General features: G+C 69.1%; 19 protein-coding genes. 4 read left to right on the top strand and 15 right to left on the bottom strand.

Going from position 1 to position 19,897, the window contains the following annotated elements:
- Positions 1-22: 22 nt before the first annotated feature.
- The 9 genes from OG966_RS30235 to OG966_RS30195 form a co-directional block, all read right to left on the bottom strand.
- Positions 23-709 (bottom strand): response regulator, encoded by a 687-nt coding sequence (locus OG966_RS30235; RefSeq protein ID WP_326653117.1) that lies wholly within the window; start codon positions 707-709, stop codon positions 23-25.
- A 142-nt stretch (positions 710-851) separates the two neighbouring features.
- Positions 852-3,395 carry an ATP-binding protein gene (locus tag OG966_RS30230; protein ID WP_326653116.1) on the bottom strand — a complete coding sequence of 848 codons (2,544 nt, stop codon included), beginning with the start codon at positions 3,393-3,395 and terminating at the stop codon, positions 852-854.
- 180 nt (positions 3,396-3,575) lie between these two features.
- On the bottom strand, positions 3,576-4,244 hold the full coding sequence (locus OG966_RS30225; protein ID WP_326653115.1) for a potassium-transporting ATPase subunit C: 669 nt from the start codon (positions 4,242-4,244) through the stop codon (positions 3,576-3,578).
- 5 nt (positions 4,245-4,249) lie between these two features.
- Positions 4,250-6,394 carry a potassium-transporting ATPase subunit KdpB gene (gene kdpB / locus OG966_RS30220; protein ID WP_326653114.1) on the bottom strand — a complete coding sequence of 715 codons (2,145 nt, stop codon included), beginning with the start codon at positions 6,392-6,394 and terminating at the stop codon, positions 4,250-4,252.
- Positions 6,391-8,055, bottom strand: a complete 1,665-nt coding sequence (kdpA, locus tag OG966_RS30215; RefSeq protein WP_326653112.1) for a potassium-transporting ATPase subunit KdpA — start codon at positions 8,053-8,055, stop codon at positions 6,391-6,393. The genes kdpB and kdpA overlap by 4 nt, the downstream gene beginning before the upstream one ends.
- A gap of 8 nt (positions 8,056-8,063) precedes the next feature.
- On the bottom strand, positions 8,064-8,153 hold the full coding sequence (gene kdpF / locus OG966_RS30210) for a K(+)-transporting ATPase subunit F (protein WP_175264873.1): 90 nt from the start codon (positions 8,151-8,153) through the stop codon (positions 8,064-8,066).
- Positions 8,154-8,457: 304 nt separating this feature from the next.
- On the bottom strand, positions 8,458-9,234 hold the full coding sequence (locus OG966_RS30205) for a DUF3710 domain-containing protein (protein WP_326653110.1): 777 nt from the start codon (positions 9,232-9,234) through the stop codon (positions 8,458-8,460).
- A gap of 1 nt (position 9,235) precedes the next feature.
- Positions 9,236-9,751, bottom strand: a complete 516-nt coding sequence (dut, locus tag OG966_RS30200; RefSeq protein ID WP_326655432.1) for a dUTP diphosphatase — start codon at positions 9,749-9,751, stop codon at positions 9,236-9,238.
- Positions 9,748-10,368 (bottom strand): PaaI family thioesterase, encoded by a 621-nt coding sequence (locus OG966_RS30195; RefSeq protein ID WP_326653108.1) that lies wholly within the window; start codon positions 10,366-10,368, stop codon positions 9,748-9,750. The genes dut and OG966_RS30195 overlap by 4 nt, the downstream gene beginning before the upstream one ends.
- A gap of 58 nt (positions 10,369-10,426) precedes the next feature.
- Between OG966_RS30195 and OG966_RS30190 the strand changes: the two genes are divergently transcribed.
- Positions 10,427-10,885, top strand: a complete 459-nt coding sequence (locus OG966_RS30190; RefSeq protein ID WP_326653107.1) for a DUF3093 domain-containing protein — start codon at positions 10,427-10,429, stop codon at positions 10,883-10,885.
- Between the two features lie 12 nt (positions 10,886-10,897).
- Here OG966_RS30190 and OG966_RS30185 read toward each other — a convergent pair whose 3' ends face one another.
- From OG966_RS30185 to OG966_RS30170, 4 genes are all read right to left on the bottom strand, one after another.
- On the bottom strand, positions 10,898-11,824 hold the full coding sequence (locus OG966_RS30185) for a hypothetical protein (RefSeq protein WP_326653106.1): 927 nt from the start codon (positions 11,822-11,824) through the stop codon (positions 10,898-10,900).
- A 13-nt stretch (positions 11,825-11,837) separates the two neighbouring features.
- Positions 11,838-12,134, bottom strand: a complete 297-nt coding sequence (locus tag OG966_RS30180; protein WP_108153055.1) for a DUF4193 domain-containing protein — start codon at positions 12,132-12,134, stop codon at positions 11,838-11,840.
- A 404-nt stretch (positions 12,135-12,538) separates the two neighbouring features.
- The gene (locus tag OG966_RS30175) at positions 12,539-13,774 is read right to left on the bottom strand and encodes a sensor histidine kinase (RefSeq protein ID WP_326653105.1); all 1,236 of its coding nucleotides are present in this window, start codon (positions 13,772-13,774) and stop codon (positions 12,539-12,541) included.
- Positions 13,775-13,777: 3 nt separating this feature from the next.
- A complete protein-coding gene (locus OG966_RS30170; RefSeq protein WP_326653103.1) occupies positions 13,778-14,431 on the bottom strand; it encodes a response regulator transcription factor in 654 nt (217 codons plus the stop codon).
- 305 nt (positions 14,432-14,736) lie between these two features.
- Here OG966_RS30170 and OG966_RS30165 point away from each other — a divergent pair, with 305 nt between their 5' ends.
- On the top strand, positions 14,737-14,904 hold the full coding sequence (locus tag OG966_RS30165) for a hypothetical protein (protein WP_326653102.1): 168 nt from the start codon (positions 14,737-14,739) through the stop codon (positions 14,902-14,904).
- 85 nt (positions 14,905-14,989) lie between these two features.
- On the opposite strand, the gene OG966_RS30160 is transcribed toward OG966_RS30165, so the two are convergent.
- A complete protein-coding gene (locus OG966_RS30160) occupies positions 14,990-15,790 on the bottom strand; it encodes an inositol monophosphatase family protein (RefSeq protein WP_326653100.1) in 801 nt (266 codons plus the stop codon).
- A 9-nt stretch (positions 15,791-15,799) separates the two neighbouring features.
- Positions 15,800-16,927, bottom strand: coding sequence for a ferrochelatase (locus OG966_RS30155; protein WP_326653099.1), 1,128 nt, complete (start codon positions 16,925-16,927; stop codon positions 15,800-15,802).
- Positions 16,928-17,035: 108 nt separating this feature from the next.
- Between OG966_RS30155 and OG966_RS30150 the strand changes: the two genes are divergently transcribed.
- On the top strand, positions 17,036-18,277 hold the full coding sequence (locus OG966_RS30150; RefSeq protein ID WP_326653097.1) for an MFS transporter: 1,242 nt from the start codon (positions 17,036-17,038) through the stop codon (positions 18,275-18,277).
- Complete coding sequence (locus OG966_RS30145) at positions 18,237-19,556, top strand: D-arabinono-1,4-lactone oxidase (protein ID WP_326653096.1); 1,320 nt, start codon at positions 18,237-18,239, stop codon at positions 19,554-19,556. The genes OG966_RS30150 and OG966_RS30145 overlap by 41 nt, the downstream gene beginning before the upstream one ends.
- The last annotated feature ends 341 nt before the right edge of the window (positions 19,557-19,897 follow it).

Below are 19,897 nucleotides of genomic sequence, written 5' to 3'. Positions count from 1 at the left end.
ACCGGCCACGAACCGCGCCGGATCAACGCTCGAAGCGGTATCCCATGCCCGGCTCGGTGACGAAATGCTTGGGGTGCGAGGGATCGGCCTCGAGCTTGCGACGCAGCTGGGCCATGTAGACCCGCAGATAGTTGGTCTCCGTGCCGTAGGAGGGGCCCCAGACCTCCTGGAGCAGCTGCTTCTGGCTGACCAGCCGGCCCGTGTTGCGTACGAGAACTTCCAGCAGATGCCACTCGGTCGGGGTCAGCCGGACATCACGGCCGTCCCGCTGCACCTTCTTCGCGGCGAGATCGACGGTGAAGCCCTCCGTCTCGACCATCACGAGATCGTCGTCCCCGCCGCCGACCGGCTCGGCCCGCCGGACCGCGGCGCGCAGCCGGGCCAGCAGTTCGTCCATGCCGAAGGGCTTGGTGACATAGTCGTCGGCGCCGGCGTCCAGCGCCTCGACCTTCTCGTCGGAGGTGTGACGGGCGGAGAGCACCAGGATCGGGACGCGGGTCCAGCCACGCAGACCCTTGATCACCTCGACGCCGTCCATGTCGGGCAGGCCGAGGTCGAGGACGACGACGTCGGGGTGACGGGCCGCGGCAAGCTGAAGCGCGGTCGCCCCGTCGGGGGCCGCGTCCACCTCGTACTTGCGCGCCTTCAGATTGATCACGAGGGCACGTACGATCTGCGGCTCGTCGTCGACCACGAGCACCCGGGTCATTTTCGCCGGCCTGCCTTTCCGCACTGTTGTCTCTGCTGTCTCTGCGCTGCCGTCTGGATCTGTACTGCCGTCTGCGTCTGTACTGCCGTCGGCACTGCCGTCGGCGTCCGTACTGCCGCCCGTCCCCGCGCTGCCGTCCCGGTCATGAGGTCACCTGGGCGGGAAGGTCGGAGGCGACCGGAACGACCCCCGGCGCCGCCCTGAGGGTGAGGACCATGGTCATGCCACCGCCGGGGGTGTCCTCGGCGGTGAGCGTGCCGCCCATGGCCTCGACGAAGCCGCGGGCGACCGCGAGACCGAGGCCCACTCCGGCACCGCGTGGAGCGTCACCGTAACGCTGGAACGGCTCGAAAATCCGGTCCTTCTCGTCATCGGGGACGCCGGGTCCGCGGTCCGCGACCCGCACCTCGACGCGGTCGCCGAGCGCGCTCGCCGCGACGGTGACCGGCGTGGCGTCGGGGCTGTACTTGACGGCGTTCTCGACGATGTTGGCGACCGACCGCTCCAGCAGCCCGCGGTCGACGGACACCATCGGCAGCGTCTCCGGGATGTCCAGCTCGACGCTCTCCACGGGCACTCCGACGAGCGCCATCGGAACGACTTCGTCGAGGTCGGTCACCCGGATCAGCGGGGCGACGGTGCCGGTCTGCAGCCGGGACATGTCGAGGAGGTTGCCGACGAGATGGTCGAGCCGGTCGGCGCCGTCCTCGATGGCTTCGAGCAGTTCGGCCTCGTCCTCCTCGGACCAGGCCACGTCGTCGGCCCTGAGCGAGGAGACGGCGGCCTTGATGGCGGCCAGCGGGGTCCGCAGATCATGGCTGACGGCGGCGAGCAGCGCCGTACGGATGCGGTTGCCCTCGGCCAGCCGTCGGGCCTCCTCCGCCTGTCCGACCAGCCGCTGCCGGTCCAGTACGACTGCGGCCTGGGCTGCGAAGGCGGCCAGCACCCGGCGGTCCTCGGCGGGCAGTACGCGGCCGGAGAGGGCCAGTGCCATATGGTCGCCGACCGGCATGTCCACATCCGCGTCCTCGGGACGTACGACGGAACTGGGGCCGACGCTGCCCGCGCAGGTCCAGGGCGCGACGTCGCTCTCCCGCTCGAGCAGCGCCACCGACTCCATCGCGAAGGTCTCGCGGACCCGCTCCAACAGGGCGTCGAGCCTGGTCTCGCCGCGCAGCACACTGCCGGCCAGGAAGGAGAGGATCTCCGACTCGGCGCGCAGCCTGGCGGCCTGGTGGGTGCGGCGGGCGGCCAGATCCACCACGGACGCCACCGCGACGGCCACCGCGAAGAAGATCACTATGGCGACGATGTTCTTCGGGTCGCTGATCGTCAGGGTGTGGGTGGGCGGGGTGAAGTAGTAGTTCAGCAGCAGTGAGCCGACGGCGGCCGAGGCCAGCGCCGGCAGCAGTCCGCCGAGCAGCGCCGACACCACGGTCAGGAAGAGGAAGAGCAGAACGTCGTTGGCGAGTCCCGGACTGTCCTCGAGGCCGGTCAGTATCAGCGAGAGCAGGACGGGACCGGCGACTCCGACGAGCCAGCCGGCGATGATGCGGGAACGGCCCAGGCGTGCGCCGCGGGCCACGGGCAGTCCCCGGCCCTTGCCGGCCTCGTCGTGAGTGACGATGTGGACGTCGAGGTCGGGGCCGGATTCGCGGGCGACGGTCGCGCCGACGCCGGGGCCGAAGATGTACTGCCAGGCCTTGCGGCGGCTGGAGCCGAGGACGATCTGCGTGGCATTGACTCCGCGCGCGAACTCCAGCAGCGAGGACGGGACGTCGTCGCCGATGACGTGGTGGAAGGTTCCGCCGAGATCTTCGACCAGGGTCCTCTGGGCGGCCAGCTCCTTGGGCGAGGCGGAGGTCAGACCGTCGCTGCGGGCGATGTAGACGGCGAGGATCTCGCTGCCGGAGCCCTTGGCGGCCATCCGGGACGCGCGGCGGATGAGGGTGCGTCCCTCGGGCCCGCCCGTGAGGCCGACCACGATGCGCTCGCGGGCCTGCCAGGTGGAGCGTATGTCGTGCTCACCGCGGTACTGCTGGAGGTATTCGTCGACCCGGTCAGCGACCCAGAGCAGGGCGAGCTCACGCAGGGCGGTGAGGTTTCCGGGGCGGAAGTAGTTGGAGAGGGCCGCGTCGACCTTGTCGGACGTGTAGATGTTGCCGTGGGCCATGCGGCGGCGCAGCGCCTGTGGGGACATGTCGACGAGCTCGATCTGGTCCGCGCGGCGGACGACCTCGTCGGGGACGGTCTCCCGCTGGCGTACGCCGGTGATCGACTCGACGACGTCGCCGAGGGACTCGAGGTGCTGGATGTTGACAGTGGAAATGACATCGATACCGGCCCCGATCAGTTCCTCGATGTCCTGCCAGCGCTTGGCGTTGCGCGAGCCGGGCACATTGGTATGGGCCAATTCGTCCACGAGGGCGACGGTGGGATGCCGTTCCAGGACGGCGTCGACATCCATCTCGGTGAAGACGGTGCTCCGGTACTCGATCTCGCGGCGCTGGATCTGCTCCAGGCCGTGCAGCATCACTTCGGTGCGGGATCGTCCGTGGTGCTCCACGAAGGCGACGACGCAGTCCGTGCCACGCTCCACACGGCGGTGCGCCTCCGACAGCATCGAGTACGTCTTGCCGACGCCCGGTGCAGCCCCGAGATATATCCGTAGCTTGCCGCGTCCCATGGCCTCATTGTCTTTCAGGAACAGCTGTATACGCTGCGTCGACCTTACGGCCGGAGATCCGGTCACATCGGGCCGGGGACGGGCCTCAGCCGCGTATTGACGCGATTCTGACGCCCACCCCCGGCGTTTCGGGGGCACGGTCCGCCGGATGGAGCGGGCCGCAGCCGTGTTGCCCGCGGATCAGCCCTTCGCGGCGAGCTCCTTCAGTGCGATGTTGAGGGTGAGGACGTTGACGCCGGGCTCGCCGATGAAGCCGAGGGTGCGGCCGTCGGTGTGGTCCTGGACGAGCTTGTCCACCTGGGCCACGGAGAGGTTGTTCTTCTCGGCGACCCGGTGCACCTGGAGCTCTGCGTACTCGGGTGAGATCTGCGGGTCCAGACCGGACCCCGAGGACGTGACGGCGTCGGCCGGCACGTCCGAGGGCTTGACCTTGTAGCCACCCACCGAGTTGTCCTTGACGACGGCGGCCTTGGCGTCGGTGACCCACTTGATGAGTTCCGGGTTGTCGCCGGAGCGGTTGGTCGCGCCGGAGAGGATGAGCTTGTACTGGGTGTTGACGCTGTTGACGCCGAGACCGTTGGAGGGGCGGGGCTGGAACCACTTCAGGTCGGGCTCGGGGGTCTCCTCGCCCTTCTTCAGCGGCAGGTTGTAGGTCTGCCCGATCAGCTCGGAGCCGACGACCTTGCCGCCGGACTTGATCTCGGAACCGTTGGCCTTGTCGTGGAACAGGGCTTGGGCCACCCCGGTGACGGCGAGCGGGTAGATGACGCCGCAGACGACGGTCAGGACGAGCAGGGCGCGCAGCCCGGCCCAGATCAACCGTGCTGTGTTTCCTACAGAGTTGTTCATGGTCGTCACCCGATGCCAGGGATGAGGGAGATGAGCACGTCGATGATCTTGATGCCGATGAAGGGCGCCATCAGGCCGCCGAGGCCGTAGATCCCCAGGTTGCGGCGGAGCATCCGGTCCGCGCTGGTCGGCCTGTACCGCACGCCCTTCAGGGCGAGCGGCACCAGCGCGATGATGATCAGCGCGTTGAAGATGACGGCCGACAGGATCGCCGACTCCGGAGAGGACAGGTTCATGATGTTGAGCTTGTCCAGGCCCGGGTAGACCACCGCGAACATCGCCGGGATGATCGCGAAGTACTTCGCGACGTCGTTGGCGATCGAGAACGTGGTGAGCGCGCCCCGGGTGATGAGGAGCTGCTTGCCGATCTCCACGATCTCGATCAGCTTGGTCGGGTTGGAATCCAGGTCCACCATGTTCCCGGCCTCCTTGGCGGCCGAGGTACCGGTGTTCATGGCCACCCCGACGTCCGCCTGGGCCAGCGCCGGGGCGTCATTGGTGCCGTCGCCGGTCATCGCGACGAGTTTGCCGCCGGCCTGCTCCCGCTTGATCAGCGCCATCTTGTCCTCGGGGGTGGCCTCGGCGAGGAAGTCGTCGACACCGGCCTCCTCGGCGATCGCCTTCGCGGTCAGCGGGTTGTCGCCCGTGATCATGACCGTCTTGATGCCCATACGGCGCAGCTCGTCGAACCGCTCCCGCATGCCTTCCTTGACGACGTCCTTGAGGTGGATGACGCCCAGTACCCGGGCGCCCTTGTCGTCCTCGACGGCGACCAGCAGCGGCGTACCGCCCGCTTGCGAGATCTTGTTGGCGGTGACGTCGGCGTCCTCGGCCACCCGGCCACCGTGCTCGGTGACCCAGGTGATGACCGAGCCGGCCGCGCCCTTGCGGACCTTGCGGCCCGTGCCGTTCTCGACGAGGTCGACGCCGGACATACGGGTCTGCGCGGTGAAGGCGACCCACTCGGCGCCGCTCAGCTCGCCCTGGTGTCGCTCGCGCAGGCCGTACTTCTCCTTCGCCAGGACGACGATGGAGCGGCCCTCGGGGGTCTCGTCGGCGAGCGAGGAGAGCTGGGCGGCGTCCGCCAGCTCTGCCTCGGTGACTCCCCTGACCGGGACGAACTCGGCGGCCTGCCGGTTGCCGAGGGTGATCGTGCCGGTCTTGTCGAGCAGCAGCGTGGAGACATCGCCGGCGGCCTCGACCGCACGGCCGGACATCGCGAGCACGTTGCGCTGCACCAGCCGGTCCATACCGGCGATGCCGATCGCGGAGAGCAACGCGCCGATCGTGGTCGGGATCAGGCAGACCAGCAGGGCGGTCAGCACGATCATGGTCTGCTCGGCGTGCGCGTACTTGGCGAACGGCTGCAGCGTGACGACGGCGAGCAGAAAGACGATGGTCAACGAGGCGAGCAGGATGTTCAGCGCGATCTCGTTGGGCGTCTTCTGCCGGGCAGCGCCCTCGACCAGGGCGATCATCCGGTCGATGAACGTCTCGCCCGGCTTCGTCGTGATCTTGATGACGATCCGGTCGGAGAGCACCTTGGTGCCGCCGGTGACCGCGGACCGGTCGCCGCCCGACTCGCGAATGACCGGGGCCGATTCACCGGTGATGGCCGACTCGTCCACCGACGCCACACCTTCGACGACGTCTCCGTCGCCGGGAATGGTGTCGCCGGCCTCGCAGACCACCAGATCGCCGATACTCAGCTCGGTGCCGGGCACCCGCTCCTCGGTCCTGCCGACGAGCCGCCGCGCGACCGTGTCGGTCTTCGCCTTGCGCAGGGTGTCTGCCTGCGCCTTGCCGCGGCCCTCGGCCACCGCCTCCGCCAGATTGGCGAAGATCGTGGTCAGCCAGAGCCAGGCGGCTATCGCCCAGCCGAACCAGTCGGTCGGGTCCAGACACGCGAAGATCGTGGTCAGCACGGAGCCGACCAGGACCACGAACATCACCGGGGACTTGATCATCACCCGCGGGTCGAGCTTGCGGACGGCGTCCGGGAAGGACTTGATCAGCTGCTTGGGGTCGAAGAGACCCCCGCCGACCCGGCCGGCGTCCGTCTTGTGGCCCGTGGGCACGTCCGAGTGCGGTGCGGGCGTGGGCGTTGTAGTGGACATGGAGTCGTCTTGCTTCTTTACGTCGATGGTCATGACGCCAGCCCTTCGGCGAGCGGGCCCAGCGCCAGGGCCGGGAAGTAGGTCAGACCGGTGATGATCAGGATCGTGCCGACCAGCAGACCGGTGAAGAGCGGCTTCTCGGTCCGCAGCGTGCCAGCGGTGGCCGGGACCGGCTTCTGCTCGGCGAGCGAGCCGGCCAGCGCCAGCACGAACACCATCGGCAGGAAGCGGCCGAGCAGCATCGCGAGACCGATGGTGGTGTTGAACCACTGCGTGTCCGCGTTCAGGCCGGCAAACGCGCTGCCGTTGTTGTTGGCGCCCGAGGTGTAGGCGTAGAGGATCTCGGAGAAGCCGTGCGCACCCGAGTTGGTCATCGAGTTGACCGGGGTGGGCAGGGCCATCGCGGCGGCGGTGAAGCAGAGCACCAGCGCCGGCGTGATGAGGATGTAGCAGGCCGCCAGCTTGATCTCGCGGGTGCCGATCTTCTTGCCGAGATACTCGGGCGTACGCCCCACCATCAGGCCCGCGATGAACACCGCGATGATCGCGAGGATCAGCATGCCGTAGAGGCCGGAGCCCACACCACCGGGAGCGATCTCACCCAGCTGCATACCCAGCAGGTTGATGCCGCCGCCCAGACCGGTGTTCGACGAGTGGAAGGAGTTGACCGCGCCGGTGGAGGTGAGCGTGGTGGAGACCGAGAAGATCGCCGAGGTGCTGATACCGAAGCGGGTCTCCTTGCCCTCCATCGCGCCGCCCGCGACCTCGAACGCCGGACCGTGGTGTGCGAACTCGGTCCACATCATGAGGAGAACGAAGCCCAGCCAGATGGTGGCCATCGTGGCGAGGATCGCGTAACCCTGCTTGATCGAGCCGACCATCTTGCCGAAGGTGCGGGTCAGCGAGAACGGGATGAGCAGGATCAGGAAGATCTCGAAGAGGTTCGAGAGCGGGTTGGGGTTCTCGAACGGGTGGGCCGAGTTGGCGTTGAAGTAACCGCCACCGTTGGTGCCGATCTCCTTGATCGCCTCCTGGGAGGCCACCGCGCCGCCGTTCCACTGCTGCGAGCCGCCCATGAACTGGCCGACCTCGTGGATCCCGGCGAAGTTCTGGATCGCGCCGCACGCGACCAGCACGATCGCGCCGATCACGGAGAGCGGGATCAGGATCCGGACGGTGCCGCGGACCAGGTCGGCCCAGAAGTTGCCCAGCTCACCGGTGCGGGAGCGGGCGAAGCCCCGCACAAGGGCCACCGCGACGGCGATACCGACGGCGGCGGAGACGAAGTTCTGTACCGCCAGGCCGCCGGTCTGCACGACGTGGCCCATGGCCTGCTCGCCGTAGTACGACTGCCAGTTGGTGTTCGACACGAACGACGCGGCGGTGTTGAACGCCTGGTCCGGGTCGATCGAGGAGAATCCCAGCGAGCCGGGCAGACTGCCCTGCAGCCGCTGCAGCAGATAGAGGAAGAGAACACTCACCGCCGAGAAGGCGAGGACACCGCGCAGGTACGCGGGCCAGCGCATCTCGGCGTTGGGGTTGGCGCCGATGGCCTTGTAGATCCACTTCTCCACCCGCAGATGCTTGGTCGAGGAGTAGACGCCGGCCATGTAGTCGCCGAGCGGACGGTATGCGAGAGCGAGCGCGGCGATCAGCGCAAGCATCTGGAGCACACCGGCGAGGAGGGGGCTCATAGCTGTACTCAGAACCTCTCCGGGTACACAAGGGCGAGGACGAGGTAACCCAGCAGGGCTACGGCCACGACCAGGCCGACAATGTTCTCGGCAGTCACAGCTTCGCCACCCCCCTGGCGATGAACGCCACCAGCGCGAAAACCGCGATCGTGGTGACGACGAAGGCCACGTCGGCCATCGTGTGCTCCTAGATGAGGTACGGATTCTCGGACCTCTCGAGCAAACCTCCTCCTGACCGCTTTTCGGCCACCGTTGACGGCTCCCTTACGGCCATGGGCGTCTCCTTGACGACTCCCATACGGAATCTGCGCCGGCCCGGCGCTGACCTGCAAAAAGACCGGTGGGCCGTACTCCCTTCAGGGGAGTACGGCCCACCGGCCGGGTCGATTTCAGGTCGAGGAGTCAGCGCACCTCGGTGATCTCAGGTCCGCGCTGCAACTGGCCCATGCCTCCGGAGAAGCGCGAGCCTTCCTGCTCCTCCTGCTGCACGCCCTCGGGCACCATCTGGGCGTCTTCCGGCAGCTTGAGGACGATCGGGTCGCGCGGCGCCATCGGCCCTTCGCCTCGTACGACGACGGTGTCCCGGAAGATCGTCTCCAGAAGCCCGGCGGCCTCCGGCTGCACCGCGCCCTGTCCGGAGATCACTCCGCGCAGGAACCACCGCGGCCCGTCGACGCCGATGAATCGCACCAGCTGCACGCCGCCGGTGCCGTCCGGAAGCTGCACGGGCACCTGAGCTCGCAGCTCCCAGCCCAGCGGACCCTCGACCTCGTCGATGATGCCGCCCTGCTGGGTGATGCCGGAAGCGATCTCCTCGCGGACCTCGCTCCAGATGCCTTCCTTCTTGGGCGCTGCGAAGGCCTGCAGCTGTACGGCGCTGTCGCGCAGTACGACGGTGGCGGCGACGATCGCGTCACCCGCGACCTCGACGCGCAGCTCCATGCCGTCGACTCCGGGCACGAAAAGTCCGCCCAGGTCGACCCGGCCCTCGCCGGGCTTGGATACCTCGGAGACGTCCCAGGGGCCGTCGGGCCGCGGCTCCGGCGGAAGGTTCACCCGGCGAGGCGAGCCTTCCTCTTCGGCGTACTCCGTGTCGCGCTCGTCGACGACCTGCTCGGCCTCGCCCGCTGCGTCCGCCGCGTCCTCGGCGGAACCACTCTTCTTGCGACGTCCGAACACGTCACTGTCCTTCCCGGTCGGATACGACCGAAGCGTATCGATTCCCACCCGTTGAGCCGTCCACAGCGGCATGACCGCCGGTGGACCCGAAGCCCCCCTCGGCCCGCGCCGAGCCGGGAAGCTCCGCCACCTCGTGGAAGCGCACCTTCTCGACCTGCTGGACGACCAGTTGGGCAATCCGGTCGAACCGATCGAACCGCACACTCTCGCGCGGGTCGAGATTGACCACGATCACCTTGATCTCCCCACGGTACCCGGCATCCACCGTCCCCGGGGCATTCACGAGGGCCACTCCGCAGCGGGCCGCGAGACCGGAGCGGGGGTGCACGAAGGCGGCGTAACCGTCGGGGAGGGCGATGGACACTCCGGTGGGCAGCACAGCCCGCTCGCCCGGGGCGAGTTCGGCAGCCTCGCAGGTGACCAGATCGGCTCCGGCGTCGCCGGCGTGCGCGTACGCCGGCAGCGGTACCTCCGGGTCGACCCGGCGGATGAGGACATCGACAGGGGTACGCATCAGGGGTTCACCTCGAAGGCGCGGGTGCGCCTGATCCGGTCGGGGTCGGCCATGGCTGCCTGGATCTCCTCCGGGCGGCCGTTGTCGATGAAGTGGTCGACCTTGACCTCGATGAAAAGGGCATCGGCACGGACGGCGACGGGGCCGCCGGGGTCGCCGATCCGGCCCACGGCGGTGGAGTAGATCTTGCGGCCGGCGACCGCGGTCACCTCGGCCTCCAGATGCAGCACGGTGTCCACGGGCACGGGCCGTACGAAATCGGTCTCGAGCCGGCCGGTCACCGCGATCACCCGCAGCAGCCAGTTCAGCGAGCCGAGGGTCTCGTCCAGAGCCGTGGCGAGGACGCCGCCGTGCGCGAGGCCGGGCGCGCCCTGGTGGGCCGGCTTGACGGTGAATTCGGCGGTGATGCGGACACCCTCCCCGGCCCGTGCCTGGAGGTGCAGCCCGTGGGGCTGGCCCTCGCCGCAGCCGAAGCAGTGCTCGTAGTGCGAGCCGAGGAGCTCACCTGGGGCCGGGGCGTCGGGGTGCCGAACCGGCGGTATGGCGTCGGCCGGAGGGGTCAGAGCCGCAGCGCGGGCCGGGGAACCGGGGGCCGCCCCCCGGGATTTCGCAGTACTCACAGGCGCTGACCTTACCCGCGCGGGTACCCGCAGGTCGCACCGTGCCAAGCTTGGTTTCATGCAGCCTTCCGCCCCGCACTACGAAGAACGTCTCACCGCGCCCCGTTCGTGGTGGCTCATCGCTGCCCTCGTGGGTGTCGCGGGCGGCCTCATCCTGCTGCCGTTCGGTCCGCCGGCGCTGCTCGGGGGCCTGATCGCCGCCACCGCGGTCGCGGCGGTCGTGGTGAGTTCGTACGGCTCGGCCCGTATCCGGGTGGTGGCCGGCTCACTGGTCGCGGGCGACGCGCGGATCCCGCTGTCCGCGCTCGGCGAGGCCGAGGTGCTGGACGCGGAGGAAGCGCGCGCCTGGCGCTCGTACAAAGCCGATACACGGGCATTCATGCTGCTGCGGAGCTATGTGCCGACGGCCCTGCGGGTCGAGGTCACGGACCCGGCCGACCCGACGCCGTATCTCTACCTCTCGACCCGGAACCCGAAGGCGCTGGCTGCCGCTCTCGCGGCCGTTCGCGCGGCCTGACGGGGACTTGCCTCAGCGCCCGAGCTCTCTGGGGATGAACGTCGTCTCCAGGGGCTCCTTGGGCTGTTCCAGCGGCGGTAGCGCGGGCAGGGCGTCCCAGGGGACCTGCCGGCTTCTCAAGTCCTTGCGGATCCGGTGCGCGAGCTTTCTGGTGTCCCGGCGGTTCATCACCGCGCCGACGGCCGCGCCGACCAGGAACGGCATGAGATTCGGCAGATTGCGGACCGTGCGCTTCATGATCTGCTGCCGCAGCTCGCGTTTGAGCTGGCCGCCGAGTGCGGCGTCGATCGTCGCCGGTTTGGTCGCCTGGATCCCGCGCTCCTCCGACCAGGAGGTCAGATAGGCGGTACTGCGGTCCTTGAGGGAGCCGGGCGGCCGTATCCCGTAGACCTCGTGGAGCTCGGCGATGAGCTTGAGCTCGATCGCGGCGACGCTGACGATCTCTGTGGCCAGCTCGGCCGGCATCGCGGGCGGTACGGGCAGCATCGCGGCCGCGCCGATGCCCGCCCCCACTGTGGAAGTGGCGTTCGCCGCACCCGCGACCAGCTTGTCCGCCAGCTGCTCGGGAGCGAGGCCGGGGAACTGCTTGCGCAGCGTGGCGAGATCGCGCACCGGAACGCGTGGTGCGTTCTCGATGAGCCGGTCGGCGACGTACGCGAGCGCCGCTTTGGCGTTCGCGCCGCTCCTGCGGACGCCGTTCCTGACCGCGGCCAGGCGCGAGGCCCTGGTCGGGGGCCCCGCCTGATCCGCGGTTCCGAGTCCTTCGAGCGAGGCCCTCGGGCCCCGCTCGTCGTCGTCTCCTGCGCCGTGGGGCAGGAGCGCGGCCGAGTGCTCGGCAGACGCCGTGGCGCCTTCTGCCGGACCCGTACCGCCCTGGAGCGCCTCCGGCGGCTTCTGACGCCGAAAGCGCCGCTTCCTGGACGGTGTTTCGCCTGCCACGGCCGGCCGGACCTCAGTCGCAGTCGCGGCAGATCGGCTGACCGTTCTTCTCGCGCGCCAGCTGGCTCCGGTGGTGCACGAGGAAGCAGCTCATGCAGGTGAACTCGTCGGCCTGCCGGGGCAGCACGCGGACGGACAGTTCCTCGTTGGAAAGGTCCGCTCCGGGCAGCTCCAGGCCTTCAGCCTGCTCGAACTCGTCAACGTCGACGGCCGAGGTCGTCTTGTCGTTCCGGCGGGCCTTCAGTTCCTCAAGGCTGTCCGAGTCGACGTCGTCATCGGTCTTGCGTGGGGTGTCGTAGTCCGTTGCCATGTGTGCCTCTCCCCCTCTGGGTGTCTTCGGTGTCTCAGCGCACGTAACGCGCGAGAGGCCGGACTTGTGCCCGACCTGAGGCGGAGATTTTGCCTCACATCAAGGTCTGTTACTCAATCGACACCCAACCGGATCCCTCAAGAGTGCTGGGGTTGGGTGGCGATCGGGACCGTACACGGTCCGAATGTCGCACTGCACGGGCGCCACCCCGTGTACTTCCCGTGATCTCACCCCCCGGAAACCCGGACTTTTCCCGGCTTTCCGGCAAGAGTCTTGATCACGGAGAGTAGATGGCCTGAAATTCGCCTCTGTGATCGATCGCACACCGACCCCTCGGGCACGGGTCCCGAAAATTCAGCGTAAAGCGAACGCAGCGAGAGAAACGATTCGCGTCGATCAGCATCTCAGACCGGGAGGGTGACACGCATCACGAGACCACCGCCCTCACGAGGCTCCGCGATGATACGGCCTCCGTGGGCCCGGGCGACCGAGCGGGCGATCGAAAGCCCCAGTCCGACACCCTTGTCGCTGCCGGTCCGCTCCTGCCGCAGCCGCCGGAATGGCTCGAAGAGATTGTCGATCTCGTAGGCGGGAACCACCGGTCCCGTGTTCGATACCACCAGGACCGCCTCGCCCTGCCGGACCTCGGTGGCGACATCCACCCACCCGCCTTCCGGGATGTTGTACCGCACGCCGTTCTGCACCAGGTTCAGGGCGATCCGTTCCAGCAGGACGCCATTGCCCTGCACGACGGCGAGCGCGCGCTCACCGCGGATCTCCACGCCGCTCGCCTCTGCCTCGGCCCGGGTCTGGTCGACGGCACGCGTGGCGACCTCGGCGAGGTCCACCGGTTTCCGCTCGACGATCTGGTTGTCGCTGCGCGCCAGCAGCAGCAGGCCTTCGACCAGCTGCTCGCTGCGTTCATTGGTGGTCAGGAGCGTCTTGCCGAGCTGCTGGAGCTCCGCGGGCACCCCGGGGTCGGAGAGATGGACCTCCAGCAGCGTGCGGTTGATCGCCAGCGGCGTACGCAGCTCGTGCGAGGCGTTCGCCACGAACCGCTGCTGAGCGGTGAAGGCCCGCTCCAGACGGTCCAGCATCTCGTCGAAGGTGTCCGCGAGCTCCTTGAGCTCGTCGTCGGGACCGTCCAGCTCGATCCGCCGGGAGAGATCGGAGCCGGCCACCTGACGGGCGGTGCGGGTGATCTTTCCGAGCGGCGAGAGGACGCGTCCCGCCATCGCGTAACCGAAGGCGAACGCGATGATGCTGAGGCCGAGCAGTGCGAAGAGCGAGCGGCGCAGGAGATCGTCCAGGGCGTGCTGGCGCTGCACGGACATGCACGTCTTGAGCGCCGCGTTGAGCTGTTCGTTGTTGATCGCGCCGTTGAGCTCCGGGCAGGTGGGGCTGTCGAGGTTCACGTTCACACCCGTGACCTTCAGGACCAGCTCACTGCCCTGGTGGATGGCCTGCGCTGCGAGCAGATAGATGATCGAGAGCAGCAGGATGCCCGCGATCAGGAACATGCCTCCGTACAGCAGGGTCAGCCGTATCCGGATCGTCGGACGCAGCCAGGGGCGTACGGGATCGCGCGGATCCCACGTCGGCTTCGGAGGCGCTTGCGGTGGCGCCGGGGCAGTGGCCATGAGTCAGATCCGGTAGCCGGAGCCGGGCACGGTGACGATCACTGGCGGCTCGCCGAGCTTGCGGCGCAGAGTCATCACCGTCACGCGGACAACATTGGTGAACGGGTCGGTGTTCTCGTCCCACGCCTTCTCGAGGAGCTGCTCGGCCGACACGACCGCGCCCTCGCTGCGCATCAGCACCTCCAGCACCGCGAACTCCTTGGGCGCGAGCTGGATCTCCTTGCCGTCGCGGAAGACCTCGCGGCGGTTGGGGTCGAGCTTGATGCCGGCGCGCTCGAGGACGGGCGGCAGCGGCACGGTCGTACGGCGGCCGAGCGCCCGCACCCGGGCGGTGAGCTCGCTGAAGGCGAAGGGCTTGGGAAGGTAGTCGTCCGCGCCCAGCTCGAGCCCTTCGACGCGGTCGCTGACGTCTCCGGAGGCGGTCAGCATCAGCACCCGGGTGGGCATGCCCAGCTCGACGATCTTGCGGCAGACATCGTCGCCGTGGACCAGAGGAAGGTCACGGTCCAGCACGACCACGTCGTAGTCATTGACCCCGATACGTTCCAGAGCGGAAGCGCCGTCGTACACGACGTCGACCGCCATGGCCTCCCGGCGCAGTCCGGTGGCCACCGCATCGGCGAGCAGCTGCTCGTCCTCGACGACGAGTACGCGCACGTCGCTGTCCTTCCTCTGTGCCCGTCAAGCGTTGATCAGGGCAGGTGTGTGAGCACTGACTGTGCGCCTCCATCCTGCCCGTTACGCGCGTAAACCGGCTGTAAGGCGGATCGCGGGGATCACCGGCCCCAGGAATTCACCGGATTCCCCGGCCAGTTGAGGTTTCTCTGAGGGAAGGCCGGGGGAGGACGACTGCACACCCAGAGATCACGCCCTGTTTGTGGCATATCACGACCTGTTTCCGGGTTGATCCACCCACCGTCGGCACACCCCCGTGCCACCGACCCACGACGAGGGGGCGCACCATGGACGCATTCACCACAGGATTGCTGCAGCGCATAAAGGCCGCCGAGACCGACCTCACGCTGGCTCGTGAGACGGGCGACGACTTCCTCGCGGATGTCGAGCAGGCAGAGCTGGACGACCTGCGCCGCCTGGCGGCAGAGCACGGCGTGGAGGTCAGCGCCGCCTGACGCGAGCCGTACAACCTCCGATACAAGTGGGCCCCGACGCCGCAGGACGGTGTCGGGGCCCACTTGTGCGCGGTGCCGGGCCGATCTAGTCGTGCCAGGCGCCGAACTCCTCCAGCAGGGACTGCAGCGGCTCGAATACGCCAGGGCTCGCCGCGACCGCCAGATCGCCGTTCGCCGTATCGCCCGGCCTGCCACCGGTCAGCGCCCCCGCCTCGCGCGCGATCAGGTCGCCCGCCGACAGGTCCCAGGGGCTGAGGCCGCGCTCGTAGTAGCCGTCCAGGCGGCCGGCGGCGACGTCACAGAGGTCGACTGCCGCGGAGCCGCTGCGGCGGATGTCGCGCAGTCGCGGGATGAGCTGCCGGGCGACGTCCGCCTGGTGGGTGCGTACGGTCGCGACGTAGTTGAAGCCGGTGGAGACCAGGGCCTGGTCCAGCGGAGGCGCGGGACGGCAGCGCAGGGGCCTGTCGTTGGCGTACGCGCCGCCGCCGAGCACCGCACGGTAGGTCTCGCGGCGCATCGGGGCCTCGACGACCGCGACGACCGTCTCGCCCTCGCGCTCGACACCGATGGAGACCGCCCAGGTCGGCAGCCCGTAGAGGTAGTTGACAGTGCCGTCGAGCGGGTCGATGACCCAGCGCACACCGCTGGTGCCGGTGGTGGAGGCGCCTTCCTCGCCGAGGATCCCGTCTTCCGGGCGGCGATCGGCCAGGAACCCCGTGATGAGCTTCTCCGCCGCGATGTCCATCTCGGTGACGATGTCGATGGGGCTGGACTTGACCGCGGCGACGCCCAGGTCGGCGGGGCGGCCGTCGCGCAGCAGCTCCCCGGCCCGGCGGGCGGCCTCGAGAGCCAGGTCGAGAAGTTCGGACAGGAGGGGGTCGGTCACAGGTATTCCTTACGCGTAGGGGCTGTCGGCACCGGCGGCCGCGGGCTTCGGCGTCCGGGCCGGACAGCAGCCGACCGGACAGAGGTCGTGGGAGGGGCCGAGGCTTCCCAGCGCGCACCGTTCGGCGCGCACGCCCCGTTCGGTCGCCGCACGCTCCAGGACCAGGTCCCGTACGGCCGCGGCGAAGCGCGGGTCGGCGCCCACCGTCGACGCCCGCCGCACGGGCAGACCCAGCTCGGCGGCCTTGGCGGTGGCCTCCGTGTCGAGGTCGTAGAGGACCTCCATATGGTCCGAGACGAAGCCGATGGGCACCATCACCACGGCAGGCGCGCCCGCGGCATGCAACTCCTCCAGGTGCTCGCCGATGTCCGGCTCCAGCCACGGGATGTGCGGGGCGCCACTGCGGGACTGATAGACGAGCTCCCAGGGGTGCTCGACACCCGTCTCCTCGCGCACGGCGTCCGCGATCAGCCGGGCCACGTCCAGGTGCTGTCGTACGTACGCACCGCCCTCGCCGTGCTCCTCCGCCGTGCCCGACGCGTCGGCGGCGGACATCGGGATGGAGTGGGTGGTGAAGGCCAGCCGGGCGCCTGCCCGCACCTCGTCGGGGAGATCCGCGAGGGACTCCAGGACGCCTTCCATCATGGGCCGTACAAAACCGGGGTGGTTGAAGTAGTGCCGCAGCTTGTCCACGCGCGGCAGCTCGAGGCCTTCCGCCTCCAGCGTGGCCAGCGCGTCCGCGAGGTTCTCGCGGTACTGCCGGCAGCCCGAGTACGAGGCGTACGCACTGGTGGCGAGTACGGCGATGCGCCGGTGGCCCTGCACGACCATCTCGCGCAGGGTGTCGGTCAGATACGGCGCCCAGTTCCGGTTGCCCCAGTGCACAGGCAGGTCCAGGCCGTGCTCGGCGAAGTCCTTGCGCAGGGCGTCCAGCAGAGCGCGGTTCTGTTCGTTGATGGGGCTGACCCCGCCGAACAGGAAGTAGTGCTGACCCACCTCCTTGAGCCGTTCCTTGGGGATGCCGCGGCCGCGCGTCACGTTCTCCAGGAACGGGACGACGTCGTCCGGGCCTTCTGGGCCGCCGAAGGAGAGGAGCAGCAGGGCGTCGTAAGGGGCTGGATCGCGCTGATCGGACATGGGACCGATCCTGCCACCCGCCTCTGACCGCGGAAAAACCGCCGTGCGCCGGACCGCCCTACGGACGTAATCTGTGAACGCCACTCGTACGCCTTACCGGAGCGCCCCTTGCCCAGTCCGTACCGCGCCATCTTCGCCGCCCCCGGCAGCAAGGGGTTCTCCGCCGCCGGCTTCTTCGGTCGTATGCCGCTGTCGATGATGGCCATCGGGATTGTGACGATGGTTTCGCAGCTCACTGGGCGTTACGGGCTTGCGGGCGCGCTCTCCGCGACCCTGGCGATGTCGGCCGCGGCGGTCGGTCCGCAGATCTCCCGGCTCGTCGACCGGCACGGTCAGGCGCGCGTGCTGCGCCCCGCCACGCTCGTCTCGGTGGCGGCGGTCACCGGTCTGCTGATCTGCGCCCACCAAGAGGCCCCGGACTGGACGCTGTTCGTCTTCGCCGCGGCCGCCGGCTGTGTGCCGAGCGTGGGCTCGATGATCCGGGCCCGCTGGGCCGAGATCTACCGGGGGCTGCCGCGTGCGCTGCACACCGCGTACTCGTGGGAGTCGATCGTCGACGAGATCTGCTTCATCATCGGACCGATCATCTCCATCGGGCTCTCCACCGCCTGGTTCCCTGAGGCGGGCCCGCTGCTCGCCGCCGCGTTCCTGCTCGTCGGCGTCTTCTGGCTGACCGCTCAGCGCGCCACCGAGCCTGTGCCGCATCCGCGCGACCACCACACCGGCGGCTCCGCCCTCCGCTCCCCCGGACTGCAGGTCCTGGTGGCCACCTTCGTCGCCACCGGCGCGATCTTCGGCGCGGTCGACGTCGTCACGGTCGCCTTCGCCGAGGAGCAGGGTCACAAGGCCGCGGCGAGCCTGGTCCTCGCGGTGTACGCGCTCGGGTCCTGCCTCGCCGGCGCTGTGTTCGGACTGCTGCACCTCCAGGGCCCGGCCTCCCGAAGGTGGCTGGTGGGAGTGTGTGCGATGGCCGTGAGTATGATCCCCCTCCAACTGGCCGGGAACCTTCCCTTCCTGGCCGTGGCGCTCTTTGTCGCGGGCCTGTCCATCGCACCCACGATGGTGACCACGATGGCCCTCGTCGAAGCGCACGTACCGCGCACCAAGCTGACCGAGGGCATGACCTGGACCAGTACCGGGCTCGCGGTCGGTGTGGCGCTCGGCTCGTCGGCCGCAGGCTGGACGGTCGACGCGTCCGGGGCGGGCGCGGGTTACGTGGTGCCCGCCGTGGCGGGAGCAATCGCGGCCGTGGTGGCGTTCCTGGGGTACCGCCGGCTGGCCAAGCCGGTGCCGACGCGGGAGGGGCAGCGTGAGCGGGATTACGAGGACGGGGCGCAGCACGTGGCGTAACTGGGCGGGGAATGTCACCGCCCGTCCGGTACGGGAGGTCTCGCCCGCCTCCGCCCGGGAGCTCGCCGACGCCGTCCGTCAGGCGGCCGGGGACGGGCTGAGGGTGAAGGCCGTCGGCACGGGACACTCCTTCACCGCCACTGCCGCCACCGACGGGGTGCTGATACGGCCGGATCTGCTGACCGGGATCCGGGAGATCGACCGCACGGCGATGACCGTGACCGTCGAGGCCGGCACTCCGCTCAAGCGGCTGAACGCGGCCCTCGCCCGCGAGGGCCTGTCGCTCACGAATATGGGCGACATCATGGATCAGACGGTCGCGGGCGCGACATCGACCGGCACGCACGGCACAGGCCGCGAATCGGCCTCGATCGCGGCGCAGATCAAGGCACTTGAGCTGGTCACGGCGGACGGCTCGCTGCTGACCTGCTCCGAGAAGGAGAATCCGGAGATCTTCGCGGCGGCCCGGATCGGGCTCGGCGCACTGGGCGTCATCGCCGCGATCACCTTCGCCGTGGAGCCGGTCTTCTTGCTGACGGCTCGTGAGGAACCGATGACCTTCGACAAGGTCACGGCCGAATTCGACGCGCTCTTCGCGGAGAACGAGCACTTCGAGTTCTACTGGTTCCCGCACACTGGCAACTGCAATACCAAGCGCAACAACCGCAGCGCGGGTCCCGCCGCTCCGCCCGGACAGATCAGCGGCTGGATCGAGGACGAGCTGCTCTCCAACGGCGTGTTCCAGCTTGCCTGTTCGCTCGGCCGGGCCGCGCCCTTGACGATTCCGACAATCGCCAAGATCTCCAGCCGCGCCCTCTCCGCCCGTACGTACACGGACATCCCGTACAAGGTTTTCACCTCTCCGCGCCGGGTGCGGTTCGTGGAGATGGAGTACGCGCTTCCGCGTGAGGCGGCGGTCGGGGCGCTGCGCGAGGTCAAGGCGATGATCGAGAGCTCACCGCTGCGTGTGAGCTTCCCGGTTGAGGTGCGTACAGCCCCGGCGGACGACATCGCGCTCTCCACGGCGTCGGGCCGGGAGACCGCGTACATCGCCGTGCACCTCTACAGGGGCACGCCGTACCGGTCGTACTTCACGGCGGTGGAGAGGATCATGACCTCGCACGGCGGCCGGCCGCACTGGGGCAAGGTGCACACGCGGGACGCGGAGTACTTCGCCGGGGTGTATCCGCGGTTCGGTGAGTTCACGGCACTGCGGGACCGGCTGGATCCGGAACGGCTGTTCGGCAACGACTACCTCCGCCGGGTGCTGGGCGACTGACGACCGTTCACTGTCCGGCCGTCGTACCGGCTCCGGCGCCGGGCCGAGGGACCGGGGTCGTGCCGACGGAGCCGGACGGCGTCGGGGTGGGTGCCGGCGTCGGGTCGCCGCCGCTGGACTTCGAAGGGTCGGGCGTGGGGGCTGCGGATGTGCCGCCGTCGCCCTGCCCGGAGCCGGGGTCCGCGGACCGGCCTTTGCCGGTACGGGTGTTGGGGGTCTGGTCGTTGTCCTGGCTCCGGCCCTGGCCGGATTCCTGCCGGCACCGCCGCCGCGATCGCCGCCAGCGCACTGCCCGCGACCTGAGGGAGGTTCAGATCCAGCCGCTTTCCGCTCTTTTCCTT

The organism is Streptomyces sp. NBC_01750, assembly GCF_035918095.1.
Taxonomy (GTDB): domain Bacteria; phylum Actinomycetota; class Actinomycetes; order Streptomycetales; family Streptomycetaceae; genus Streptomyces.
The sequence above is the reverse complement of the archived record's forward strand: the minus strand, read 5'-3'. Positions and strand labels throughout refer to the sequence as shown.

What these genes read in the sequence shown, in the direction of transcription:
- kdpB (WP_326653114.1), bottom strand. Translation starts at nt 6,394, where the DNA reads ATGACCATCGACGTAAAGAAGCAAGACGACTCCATGTCCACTACAACG.
- OG966_RS30230 (WP_326653116.1), bottom strand. Translation starts at nt 3,395, where the DNA reads ATGGGACGCGGCAAGCTACGGATATATCTCGGGGCTGCACCGGGCGTC.
- OG966_RS30175 (WP_326653105.1), bottom strand. Translation starts at nt 13,774, where the DNA reads ATGGCCACTGCCCCGGCGCCACCGCAAGCGCCTCCGAAGCCGACGTGG.
- OG966_RS30155 (WP_326653099.1), bottom strand. Translation starts at nt 16,927, where the DNA reads ATGTCCGATCAGCGCGATCCAGCCCCTTACGACGCCCTGCTGCTCCTC.
- OG966_RS30180 (WP_108153055.1), bottom strand. Translation starts at nt 12,134, where the DNA reads ATGGCAACGGACTACGACACCCCACGCAAGACCGATGACGACGTCGAC.
- OG966_RS30225 (WP_326653115.1), bottom strand. Translation starts at nt 4,244, where the DNA reads ATGAACAACTCTGTAGGAAACACAGCACGGTTGATCTGGGCCGGGCTG.
- OG966_RS30165 (WP_326653102.1), top strand. Translation starts at nt 14,737, where the DNA reads ATGGACGCATTCACCACAGGATTGCTGCAGCGCATAAAGGCCGCCGAG.
- OG966_RS30190 (WP_326653107.1), top strand. Translation starts at nt 10,427, where the DNA reads ATGCAGCCTTCCGCCCCGCACTACGAAGAACGTCTCACCGCGCCCCGT.
- kdpA (WP_326653112.1), bottom strand. Translation starts at nt 8,055, where the DNA reads ATGAGCCCCCTCCTCGCCGGTGTGCTCCAGATGCTTGCGCTGATCGCC.
- OG966_RS30235 (WP_326653117.1), bottom strand. Translation starts at nt 709, where the DNA reads ATGACCCGGGTGCTCGTGGTCGACGACGAGCCGCAGATCGTACGTGCC.